General features: G+C 74.2%; 9 protein-coding genes. 6 read left to right on the top strand and 3 right to left on the bottom strand.

Features of this window, described 5'->3' with window-relative positions; all coding sequences use genetic code 11:
• Positions 1 to 186: 186 nt before the first annotated feature.
• Positions 187 to 1,452 carry an ATP-binding protein gene (locus ACFV4N_RS14335; RefSeq protein WP_499672961.1) on the bottom strand — a complete coding sequence of 422 codons (1,266 nt, stop codon included), beginning with the start codon at positions 1,450 to 1,452 and terminating at the stop codon, positions 187 to 189.
• Positions 1,453 to 1,818: 366 nt separating this feature from the next.
• On the opposite strand from ACFV4N_RS14335, the gene ACFV4N_RS14330 reads away from it, so the two are divergent.
• A complete protein-coding gene (locus ACFV4N_RS14330; RefSeq protein ID WP_499672960.1) occupies positions 1,819 to 2,325 on the top strand; it encodes a YbaB/EbfC family nucleoid-associated protein in 507 nt (168 codons plus the stop codon).
• Between the two features lie 18 nt (positions 2,326 to 2,343).
• Positions 2,344 to 3,177: a WXG100 family type VII secretion target gene (locus ACFV4N_RS14325; protein WP_499672959.1), complete on the top strand. Its 834-nt coding sequence runs from the start codon at positions 2,344 to 2,346 to the stop codon at positions 3,175 to 3,177.
• On the opposite strand, the gene ACFV4N_RS14320 is transcribed toward ACFV4N_RS14325, so the two are convergent.
• Entirely contained in the window at positions 3,143 to 4,003 is an 861-nt protein-coding gene (locus ACFV4N_RS14320; protein ID WP_499672958.1) for a hypothetical protein, read from the bottom strand. The two genes, ACFV4N_RS14325 and ACFV4N_RS14320, sit on opposite strands and share 35 nt — an antisense overlap.
• A 305-nt stretch (positions 4,004 to 4,308) precedes the next feature.
• Positions 4,309 to 4,689, bottom strand: coding sequence for a hypothetical protein (locus ACFV4N_RS14315; RefSeq protein ID WP_499672957.1), 381 nt, complete (start codon positions 4,687 to 4,689; stop codon positions 4,309 to 4,311).
• Positions 4,690 to 5,129: 440 nt separating this feature from the next.
• Here ACFV4N_RS14315 and ACFV4N_RS14310 point away from each other — a divergent pair, with 440 nt between their 5' ends.
• From ACFV4N_RS14310 to ACFV4N_RS14295, 4 genes are all read left to right on the top strand, one after another.
• A complete protein-coding gene (locus tag ACFV4N_RS14310) occupies positions 5,130 to 8,138 on the top strand; it encodes a DUF8616 domain-containing protein (RefSeq protein WP_499672956.1) in 3,009 nt (1,002 codons plus the stop codon).
• Positions 8,135 to 8,695, top strand: a complete 561-nt coding sequence (locus ACFV4N_RS14305) for a hypothetical protein (protein ID WP_499672955.1) — start codon at positions 8,135 to 8,137, stop codon at positions 8,693 to 8,695. The genes ACFV4N_RS14310 and ACFV4N_RS14305 overlap by 4 nt, the downstream gene beginning before the upstream one ends.
• A 5-nt stretch (positions 8,696 to 8,700) precedes the next feature.
• Positions 8,701 to 10,998, top strand: a complete 2,298-nt coding sequence (locus tag ACFV4N_RS14300; RefSeq protein ID WP_499672954.1) for an SseB family protein — start codon at positions 8,701 to 8,703, stop codon at positions 10,996 to 10,998.
• A 208-nt stretch (positions 10,999 to 11,206) separates the two neighbouring features.
• Positions 11,207 to 11,564: MFS transporter (locus tag ACFV4N_RS14295; protein ID WP_499672953.1), on the top strand; the 358-nt coding region annotated here is incomplete at its 3' end.

The raw sequence follows: 11,564 nt of genomic DNA, 5'->3' as shown, positions 1-11,564 counted from the left end.
GCCGCCGTCCCCGCGGTTGGGTTTGCATTTGTATCGACTGGCTTTGTTGGGGGTTTTGGCCTTTGTGTTTGGGGTGGGGGCGGGGTCGGCGGCGGTGGGGGGGGTGGGGGGGGGGGTTGTTTGGGGTGCGGGCGCAGCCGGGGTTCTTCACGGGGGGGCGCCCCCCCCCCGGCAACCCCCGGGCGGTCAACTATCCGACCGCCACAGGGCGGAAACCGGCACGGCCCAGATCCGGTCGCCCAGCGGAAGTGTCTGCGATCCGGCGTGGACCACCAGACCTGTCGTGAACCGGCTCCCCAGCCTGTCCCGCATCATCGCCAGGTGCCTGGCGTGCCGCGCGGTCGGCGTGCTGGTCAACTTGATCTCCAGGCCGGCCACCTCACCCGACCTGCGGTCCTCCACGACGAGATCCACCTCGGCTCCATCACGGTCCCGGAAGTACGACAAGTCCACACTCCGCTCGCTCCAGGTGGCCTGCTTGAACACCTCGGTGATCACGAAGGTCTCGAACAGCGCTCCCGCTGCGGTCCCGCCCGCGGTCGGCCCGAACGCCTGTTCGCCGATACCGCAGAGATCGGCCGCGAGACCGGTGTCCACGACGACGACCTTCGGCCGCCGCTTCGCCCTGGTCGTGATGTTGGTCGACCACGCGGGCAACAGGACCACCAGGTGGAGCGCCTCCAGCAGGGTCACGTAGTTCGACGCCGTCTCACGACCCACCTCCGCGTCCCCGGCGACCCCGGCGACGACCAACTCCTGACCGGTGCGGGCCGCCAGGAGGCGCAGCAGCTTCCGCAATTCGGCTTCCAGCCGGACCTCGGCGATCGGGCGGAGCGCCTCCCTCGACACGACGTCGTGCACGTACGCCTCGAACCAGTTCCGGCGCCGACGCCCGGCGAGACCCTCGGTGACGACCTCCGGGTACCCGCCCTCCAGCAGGACGTCGACCAGTTCCGCACGCGGCAACACCCCGAATCGGCCGGGCCACCGGGCGGGCTCGAACAGGAGGTCCAGGAACGTCTCCCGCACACCGAGACGCTCCCCCATCGACAACGGCCAGAGCAGCAATCGCCCGGCACGGCCCGCCAAGGTCTCCGAGAGCCCCTTGTCGGCCAGGTAATTGGTTGACCCCGTCAGGAGCAGTTGACCCCGTGCGCGGTCGCGGTCGGCCGCCTGCTTCACCGCGAGCAGGAAGCCGCGGCCCGCACGCTGGAACTCGTCCACCGCTGCCGGTCGGGGCAAGGCGTCCACGAAACCGACCGGGTCATCCGCCGCACGGGCCAGCACGGCCTCGTCGTCGAAGCTGAACCACGCGTGCCCCGGCAGGTCCAACAGCTCCCGCACCAGCGTGGTCTTCCCGGTTTGTCGCGCACCTCCGAGCAGGACCACGCGGAACGAGCTCAGCAACTCGGCCACCCGCGCAGTCGCGTTGCGCCGCAGGAAAACAGTCACAGCCGCAGCCTAACCGACAGAACGCGGACACACTAACCGACAAAACGCGACACTTCTGGGCGACACTTCGCCATCCTCCTGTTCGACAGCGCCACCACTGCCGAATGCCACTTGGTGCCACCAGGGACACGGCGACGATTTCACCCTTGCGAGTGACAGTTCCCACCTGAACGGGTGTCGTTCGCGCGGCTGGTTACGAGGGGTGCGCAGGACCTCCGCGCCGACGGGCGCTGCGGCCGTTCGCGGGTCGTTGTGAACCACCTCACCGGCGGCGCGGGGGCGGGACCTTTCTGCCCGTTCCCGCCTCGCGCCCACCGAACGTGTGCGATCCTCTGGGCCGGTTGGTCGAGTGATCGTGGGGGACAGGTGAAGACGCCCGAAGAGTGGATGCGGGACTTCGAGGCGAAGATCGCGGACGCGCAGGCGAAGGCCGCCGCCGTCCAGGAGGGGTTGGCGAACGCGGGCGGTTCGGCGTCGTCCGCCGACGGGGCGGTCACCGTGACGGTCGCGCCCAACGGGGCGCTCACCGACGTGAAGCTGACCGACGCCGCCCTGCGCAAGTCGCCCGCCCAGCTCTCGGCCGAGATCGTCGAGGTGGCGCGCAAGGCGCAGCGCGGCGCGGCGGTGAAGGTCGCCGAGACGTTCGAGGCCGTCAACGGGACCGGCTCCGAGACCTACCGCGTGATCACCGAGTACCTGCCGCCCGCCGAGGAGGAGCGGGAACCGGGGCAGCAGCGGCCCGGGTACGTCTTCAACGAGGAGTACGAGGCCACCGCTCCCCCGCCCCCTCCGCCGCCGCCCGCGCGCCGCCCGGCGCCGCGCGTCGACGAGGACGACGACTTCAGCGACAACTCCATCTTCAAGAACCGCTAGGCCGGGCCGGGGGGAACTGTGTCCGAGGAGAACAGCACGACCACGTGGTCGACCGGCGCCGGTGTCGTGGACAGCGTCGCCGGTTTCGTCGACACGCTCACCGCCGACTCGGAGGGCGAGGGCGTCGACGTCATCGACGCGGCGCTCGGCGGCGCGGGCGTGGTGGTGGACCTGGTGGCCACCGCCGCGAACCCGCTGGGCATGCTCGCGTCCGCCGGTGTCGGCTGGCTGCTGGAGCACGTCAGCTTCCTGCGCGAGCCGCTGGACGCGCTGCTCGGCAACCCGGACGAGATCAACGCGAACACCGACCAGCTCAAGCAGGCCGCGCTGGAGATGAAGATGATCGCCCAGGAGCACCGCGAGGACCTGCGCGGCGTCTCCGACTGGGAGGGCGACGCCGGCGACGCGTTCAAGCGCGAGATGGAGCAGATGGCCGCCGAGTACGAGGCGCTCGGCAAGACCATGGACGGCACCGCCGCGATCTACGCCCTGTCCGGCGCCCTCGTCTGCGAACTGCGCGCGCTGGTGTTCGGCTGGATCTCCGACCTGGTCGGCGAGCTGATCGCGGGCGCGCTGATCGCCGCCGCGTCCGCCGTGGTCACCCTGGGCAGCTCCATCGCCGCCTACGCGGGTTACGCGGGCACCCGCGCGGCCATGATGGCGACCAAGATCGCGGGGCGCCTGTCGAGGCTGGCGTCCGCGATGGCCCGCTTCGGCGGTCGCATGGCGCAGCTCGCGGAGAAGATGAGCGGCCTGGTCAAGGGCTTGGAGCGGTTCGCGGAGTACGGCGGCTACGCCAAGACGGCGTACGACGCGGTCAAGCCCTATGAGATGCCGCCGGCCACCGCCTGATGGTCGGTCGCCGGAGGGGCTCCGGTTCCTCGTCCAGCGGCGGTGACCGGGGAGGCAGCCCACCGCCCTCGTCACCGTCGCCGTCACCGTCGGGCGGTGTGGGCGGTCGCGGCACCCGGATGGACCCGGACGCGGTCGAGAACCTGGGCGGCAAGATCACCGGTCGTGGCGACCAGGTGCGCGGCAGCGTCGCGAGCAAGCTGAACATCAACGCCACGTCGGGCAGCGCGGGCGTGTTCGGCCAGGTCGCCATGCAGCACGCCGACCGGGCGATCCAGACCGCGCGGGGTGGTGCGGAGAAGGCCGCCCAGGCCGCGGACAACGCGGGCGCCCAGACCAAGGCGACCGCGCAGACGGCGCGTTCCACCGACCAGTCGGCGGCGTCGTCGATGAACCGCATCCAGCCCAGGGCGGACGTGTCGGGACGCGGGGGCACGTCGGGTTCACCGACGCCCTCGTCCGCGCCGCCGGCCGGGTCGGGGAGGACGTCCGCGCCGCCGTCGGTCGCGGGTGGGGGGTCGACGGGGACCGGACCCGGGACGTCGCCCGCCGGTGGGGCTTCGGTGAAGGCTCCGGAACGGGTGGGCGGGTCGCCGGGCGGGACACCTCCCGGTGGTGCCGGGGCACCGAGGTCCGCCACGCCCACGGCGCCGGCCACCGCGCCGCCCAGGTTGGGTGGTGGGGGCACGAATCCCGGTGGTGCGCCGGGAACGACGCCCGGAGGTGGGGCCGCGGGCACGCCGGGGGGCACGCCGGGGGGACGACCCAGCGGCGGCCTGCCCGGTGGCGCGCCCAGCACCACACCCGGCAGCGCACCTGGAGGCATGCCAGGAGGACGACCCAGCGGCGGCCTGCCCGGCGGCGCGCCCAGCACCACACCCGGCAGCGCGCCGGGCGGGAGGCCCAGCGGTGGTCTGCCCGGCGGTGCTCCGGGCTCCGCACCCGGTAACGCGCCAGGCGGGAGGCCCGGCGGCGGTCTACCCGGTGGCGCTCCGAGCACGACCCCTGGCAGCGCACCTGGAGGCACACCAGGTGGCCGGCCCAACGGTGGTCTACCCGGCGGGGCTCCAGGCACCACACCCGGCAGCACGTCAGGAGGCGCACCGGGCGGGCGGCCCAGCGGCGGCCTACCTAGCACCACACCCGGCAGCGCACCTGGGGCACGGCCCGGCGGCACACCGGGTGCCGCTCCCGGAGTCGCCCCTGGGGGCGCACCGAGCGGGCGACCTGCCGGCGGCCCGCCTGGCGGCGCGCCAACCACGACTCCTGGCGTCGCACCCGGAGGCGCACCGGGCGGGAGACCTGCCGGTGGCCCACCGGGTAGCGCGCCGAACACCACTCCCGGCGGCACCCCGGGCGGGCGGCCCGGCGGCGGACCGCTCGGCGGCGCGCCTGGAGGCACAGCAGGCGGACGACCTGTCGGTGGTCTGCCCGGCGGCACCCCGGGTGGCGTGCCCGGCGGCCCGCCTCGTCCAGGCGGAACGCCTGGCGGAATGCCCGGTGGGACTTCACGGCCCGCTACCGCCGCCTCGTTCGGTCCGATGCCGGGCGGGCCGATGCCGGGCTCGGGGCCGGTGTCGCACGGTGCTCCGCCGGTTTCCGGGCCGCCGCACACACCTCACCAGGGTGGTGCCCCGCTTGCCCCGCCACGGGGCAACGGGCCTCCTCCTGGACTTGGCGGCACGCCACCCCGTGGTGTCGCACCGGGCTTCGGGCCCGGTGTGCCGGGGAGGACTTCGCCTGCTCACCCGGGTCCGCCCGCGCACTCGGGAACACCGGGGATGCCCGGTGCGCCCGCGCACGGACGTCCGCCGGGTGCGCCGCAGCCGGGAACTGCCGGCGCGCCCCGTCCCTGGACCCCTCCCCCTAGCGCACCCGTCCACACCGGCCCGCCCGGTTTCACCGCACCGAACTCCGGCCGGCCACCGGGCGCGCACCCGGCGGGCTCCCCCATGCCCGGCACGCCGGGCACCGCGCCGCACACCGGTATGCCGCCGCGCCCGCCTCAGGGCTTCGCGCCTCCCGGGTCGCACCCGGCGGGGCCGCCCAACGCGGGCCAGGCCCCGCCGCGCACCCCCGGCAACGGCCACCCCGGCGCACCGGGCACGCCGTGGCACGCCCCGTTCGGTCCCGGCGCGCAGCAGCCCTCCGCGCCGTTCGGCCCGGCCGGCCACCAGGAGCCCCAGCACACACCGCAGCAGCCACCGGACACCCCGCAGGCGTCGCCCTCCGACCCGGACGGCAGGCCGCCGGTCGCGATGCGGCACGTCGACCCGTCGACGTACGGGGTGCCCGAGTCGAAGGTGGTGTACCGGGACGTTCCCGGTTGGACCCGCGACGAGAACGCCCTCTACCGGGGCGACACCCGCTCGCCGGACGAGATCCGAGCTGCGGGAGGGTTCGACGTGCCCGGTCCCGGCAAGGCGCCGGACCTGCTCAGGCACGTCGACGGCGACACGAACGCGTACGTCAGCACGACCACCGACCAGACGGTGGCCAAGGAACGCGCGGGCACGGGCGCGATGTACGTGATCAAGGCCCCGGGTGGCATCGAAACCGATTCCACTTTGGACGCCGTCGGTCACGACCGCAGGTACGGCGAGTCCGAGGTCCTGTTCCCCGGCGGCGTCGACTGGAGGTACGTCGCCGGCTGGCACGAGGTCCGCTACCAGCCGGGCAGCGGCTTCGTCCCCGGCCCGTTCGTCCCGAACCCCGACTACATCGGGGACAGGGACCCGTCGCCGACCTCCCGCCCCGACGCCACGTCCGCCCAGAACACCCAGGACAGGCAGAACACCCAGGACAGGCAAGACACGCAGGACGGGCAGGACGGGCAGGACACGCAGTCCTCGCAGAGCACCGGGACCGGGGCCGACGCCCGGCCCGGGACGGTCCCGTCCCAGCCCGGCCCGGCCGACCGGGGTCAGCCGGCCGCCCACACCCCGGCATCGCACCACGTCGGGCCGACCCGGCCGATGGCGTCCCCGCAGCCGGGACACGGCCCGACGCCCACCGGCCACACGCCGCACACCCCCCGGGGCCAGCAGCAACCCGGCCGACCCGCCACGCCGCACACCCAACCGGCAGCGCCGCACGCCCAACCTGCCGGACAACACGCCCAGCCGGCCGGGCAGCAGCACACCACCGCGCCCCGAGCGGATCAGCCGTGGACCGGCCCGGCCCGCACCGACCAGCCGTGGACCAGTCCCCGCACCGACCAGCCCGAGCGGGACACGACGCGGCCCGGCCAGGCGCAGAACCCGCCGTGGCAGCAGCCACCGGCCCAGCAGCACCCGACTCAGCAGCACCCGACTCAGCAGCACCCGGCTCAACAACCCCCGGCGCAGCAGCACGACCCGCGCCGGGACTGGATGCTGCCGCAGCAAGCGCCGCAGCAGCCGCACCACGAGTCCTTCGGCCCCACCCCGACCCCGCACCCGGACCGGTCCCCGTCGCCCACCCCGGAGCAGCAGGACCGCACCGACCCGACGAGCGCGGACCGCACCCAGGACCGAGCCCAGGACCGACCGCAAGACCGCACCCAGGACCGGCCGCAAGACCGGCCCCAGGACCCCGCGCCCCAACGCCCGCAGAGGCCCCTCGCCGACCGCCTCGGCTCCCTCGACGACGAACTCGACCGGAACGTGCGGGACCACGTCCACTCCACGCCCGCCGGCATGTCGATCTACGACCGGAGCCAGGACAAGAACCAGTACTACACCGCGCAGGAGCTGCCGAGGATCCCCGGCCGCTTCGTCGTGGACGTGCACGGCAGCCCCGACAGCGCCCGCGTGGGCCGCTACCCCTTGTCCCCCAAGGACGTCGCGGACGTCATCCGCGCCAACCCCGACTGGAACGGCGACCCGATCACGCTCGTCGGCTGCGAGACCGGCCGCCGGGACGACGGGTTCGCCGCTCGACTCGCCCGGGAGCTGGGCGTGCCGGTCACCGCGCCGAACACGGACGCGTGGGTCGACTACAACGGCAACCTGTTCGCGAGCAACACGGTCGACGGCGAGCACCCCGGCTGGCCGCCGAACGGCGAGTGGCGCACGTTCGGGCCCGACGGCTCGCAGGACATCAGCGAGAGCCCCTACCCGCCCGGCCACACCCCCGAGTGGGGCGACGAGCCGGGTGAGCACGCGCCGTCCACCGCCGAGCGCCGGGGCGAGCGCGAGGACGATTTCCGGGAATTGCGCGAGGAGAACAAGGAGAAGCGCAACGAGGGCCTGGAATCCGTCCGCGAACTCACCGGCCGCAACCCGATGACCGACGCCGACCGCCGCCCGCACGAGCGCACGCTGTCGACGGCGCGTTATCGCAGCGACCGGACCGGCGAGTCGGCGGACTTCTACAACTACAGCGGCAAGGCGCACGACTGGAGCCCGGCCGCGGAAGCGCCGCAGCGCCCGCCGAAGAACGAGCGCGTCTTCGAGACGTCGTACGCGCGGTCTTACGACCCGGTGAGCGGCGGGTGGCGCGAGGGCGAGGGCAGCAACCGGGTCCACGACTCGGAGCCGAAGATGTTCGAGGACCTCGCCAGGCACCAGCTCGCCGAGCACAGCGGCCTGTCGAGGGACGAGGTCGACCGGGCCCTGCGGGACGCCGTGAAGGTGGTCGACACCGTCGACAAGGCCGACGAGAACCACTACCGGAACGGTTTCAAGGGTGAGGTCCAGCGCACGCAGGACCGCATCGAACTCGCCATCGACGAACTCAACAAACGCGCGGCGGCGAAAGCGGCGGAAAACGGGACCACGTACACGCCGTTCACCGCGGCGGACATTTCCGGTGATCTCCGCATGGTCGTCGACCTGCCGTCCGCCAAACGGGACGGCACACCGCCGGATTACCAGATCTGCCTGTCCTGCCAGAAGGTCATGCTAGCCTACGAACGCGTTTTCCCGAACATGCGACTGGAAGTCGTCAACCGAGCCGGAGAAAGGCTTTACCCGCTGTGAGCCAGCCCAGTGAAAGCGCGATCGAACGCATTCGCGCCGTCTTCGACCGGGCGGTCCGGGACGGTCTGCGCCGCGATTCCGTGCGCGGCGCGTCCGACGAGGAGATCGACCGGATGGCCGCCGAGCAGGGGGTCGACCGCGTCCCCGAGGCCGTCCGCGAGGTGCTGCGGCTGGTGGGCTCCCGCCCGGGCCTGTGGCTGGCCGGCACCGCGTTCGGCGTCGACGCCGTGACCGGCGAGCGCAAGCGGCACGCGATCGCCGCGCTCGGCCACTTCGACCACGGCCCGGCCGACCCTGGGGGGCTCCTCGTCCTCACCGCGCACCAGGGCTACGCCTACCAGGTCGTCGACGGCGCGGACCTCGACCAGGACGACCCTCCCGTGTGGAACGTCGTCGAGGGCGAGGAGGCCGCGCGGGCGTGGGACAGCGTGTCCCGGTGGTTCGCCTCGACCGCGCCCGACGTGGCCGAGCTGCGCGACGTGCTGGAGGTCATGGAGGAGATGGGCAAGACCCTCCCGGCCTGGGCGCGGGACGTCGAGCCGCGGGCCGAGGGGTGACGCGCGTGCTGTTCGACATCGCGATCGACGGGAACCGGGCCTTCCGGTTCGAGCACGGGCCCGGCGCGACCGCGCTCGTCTCCCCCGACGACGCGCCGGACCTGCGCGGTCCCGTGCTCGACCGGGACGGGCGCGAGGTCAAGCAGGTCCAGGCGGCGCAGTTCGAGTCGGTCCTGGGCGCGGAGGTGTGGCGCCTCGCGGGCGAACCCGAGCGGCTCGACCTCGACCCGCTGGACGGCCACCTGGGCGACGACCCCCTCGTGCTGGTGCGCGAGCTGCCGGAGCTGCCGCACGCGTGGCCGCAGTACCCGTCGCTGCCGCCCGGCGACCCGATGCCGCGCGGGCACGGTTCCGTCCTGGACCGGGTGGAGGCGGAGATCACCGCCCTCGCGCCCGAGGGCTGGCAGCGGCTGACGGTCGAGTGCCGGGCGGTGGCGCGGCGCATGGAGGTCGAGGCCGCGGTCGTGCTGGACGGCGTGCCGCGGGCCTGGTCGCCGCCGGTCCTGGTGAGCCAGTGGCTGCACCGGCTGCGCGTCCGCGAGTACCGCAACAGCCTGGGCGCCTGGTACACCGCGCGGTTCGAGTTCGTCGCGGGCGGCGAGACCACGCGGCGGTTCTCGGTGGAGGGCAGGCCCGGGTGGCGGGTCCCCCCGGGCCACGCGGACGAGGTCCAGCACTACGCCGACGAGCTGCGCCTGCTGCCGCGGCGGCCCGAGGCCGTGCCCGACTGGATGTGGCACGCGGCGGGCAGCGTCCAGCAGCGCGGCCGGGCGCACGCCCTCGACGCCGCCGAGCCGGAACCGGTCACGGAGGTCGTGCGCGCGTTCGACGCGGTCGAGGACGGCCGGGGCGTCTGGTACCGCCCGATGGTCGGCGGCCGGGAGCGCGAGCTGCTCCTGCGCTACCTGGAGTCCGCGCCGGTCGTCCTGTCCTCGCGCGGCGCGGCCCGCGACCTGCTCTCCGACAGCGACGAACGCGTGGTCCCGCTCGGCCACCACACCGACGGGCGCTACGTGTGGTCGGCCGCGGTGGTCCACTACCTGCGCGAGCACCAGGTGCCGCCCGCACCCGCCCTGGTCGACCACATCCGGCAGAACCGCTACCGGCTGCCCGAGGTCCCGGAGGCGGCGAAGGCCAGGGCCGCCGCGCTCGCCATGGGCAGGCCGTACGACGAGGACCGGGCGGAGGCGGCGTTCCGCGAGGCGCTGGCCCCCCTGGTCGACGTGATCGTCCGCTGCCAGACCAGCCCCCGGTTCTACAGCCTCGGCAGCCACCGCGACCAGGCGTGGTGCCTGGTCCGCGACGGCGACTGGTACGAGGTCTACCGGGCCGACGGCGACCTGAAGGAGAAGAGGGTCCGCTTCGGCGACGTCCGCGACGCCGTCGCCCACCTGACCGGCCGGCTCGTGCTGGACCAGGACGCGCTGCGCTACGAGCTGGACGAGGAGCTGCCCGCGTGGCAGGCCCCGTACCAGGTGATCTCCGAGCAGGACCCGCCGCTGCACCGGCTCGACGGCATCAGGCTCACCGGCGTGACCGACCTGGTCGTCCACCGCTACGGCTCGCCGGACGGCAACCTGGTGCACGCCGAGGAGGTGCCGTCCGACCTGGAATTCCACCGCTACCTGCTGAAGGGCTCGTGGAACGTCGTCACCGCCGTGACGCCGGCCGGCGACCGCGTCTACGTGCTGCCGCAGGCCGTCCGGGAGCACGTGGCCGCGGGCCACGCCGACGACCTGACGCGGCACCCCGGCCTGCCACCGGTCACGGACGCGCTGCGGGAGCAGGCGCGGCGGAACCCGGGCGGCTGGGTGTGGTGCGCCGACCCGGACGTCGACCCGCGCTACGTCGAGGGCACCCCGACCGCCACCCTGCTCGGCGCGTACGAGTCGGGCCCGGACGGCGTGCTGACCGGCAAGACGTTCCTCAACCCGGACTACCGGCCGGGCCCGCGCCGGAGCGGGTTCCCGGAGCCGCTGTCCGAGTTCGACCTGGTGCTGGGTTACGTCGCGGTGGGCTGGCTGCCCCGGGAACGCGTCCTGCGCGCCCTGCTGGACAGCCCGCTGGTCCTGGAGACGGACGGGTCGGGCGGCCTGCGCGTGGGCGTCGACCAGTCGGGGCGCAGGTTCATCGCGGCGTGGTCCGCGCCGGGCCACGTGCCGGCGGGCACCGGGTCGCCGATGCAGACGACGGGCCGCGAGCTGCTGCCCGCGCTCGCCGGGGTCACGCTGGTCGTCAACCCCGGCGGGGAGCTGGGCATCGAGCTGCCGGGCGACGACCTGATCGCCGCCGCCTCCGGGTGACCGCCCGGGGGCGGACGGGTTTCCGCTAGGGTCGACGCGTGCCCGCCTCGGACAGGGTGGCCGCCCCAGCGGCGGCCTGAACCCCCGGTAGTGGAACAGCGCCGCCGCACTCGCGAGTCCTCGCCGGTGCGGCCCTCCGCGCTGCCCGGCTCCGCCCGTGATCCCCGGAGCTGTCCTTGCGCACCACACCCCTCGGCCGGTGGTCGGCGTGAACCACCGAGTCCTCGTCCCGGCGGCGGTCCTGCTGTCGCTGTCGTCCTTCCCGCTCACCATCACCGGCGCGTCCGTGGCGCTGCCGGACCTCACCGGTGACCTCGCCGCCTCGCCGACGGCCGCCCAGTGGGTCGTCACCGGCTACAACCTGTGCTTCGCCGCGTTCCTGGCCTTCGGCGGCTCGCTCGCGGACCTGCTGGGCAGGCGGCGGCTGCACGTCGCCGGCGTCGTCGCGTTCCTCGTCGGCAGCGCGCTGTGCGCCGTCGCCGGGGACGTCGGCGTGCTCGTCGCGGCCGGCCTGGGGGACGGAGACGGCGGAGGCGTGGGCAGCGCTAGCGGCCCGTCCCGGGTGG

It is taken from the genome of Actinosynnema sp. NPDC059797, from assembly GCF_042732085.1.
Taxonomy (GTDB): Bacteria; Actinomycetota; Actinomycetes; order Mycobacteriales; family Pseudonocardiaceae; genus Actinosynnema.
The sequence above is the reverse complement of the archived record's forward strand: the minus strand, read 5'-3'. Positions and strand labels throughout refer to the sequence as shown.

What these genes read in the sequence shown, in the direction of transcription:
- ACFV4N_RS14320 (WP_499672958.1), bottom strand. Translation starts at nt 4,003, where the DNA reads ATGCCTCCAGGTGCGCTGCCGGGTGTGGTGCTGGGCGCGCCACCGGGC.
- ACFV4N_RS14310 (WP_499672956.1), top strand. Translation starts at nt 5,130, where the DNA reads ATGCCCGGCACGCCGGGCACCGCGCCGCACACCGGTATGCCGCCGCGC.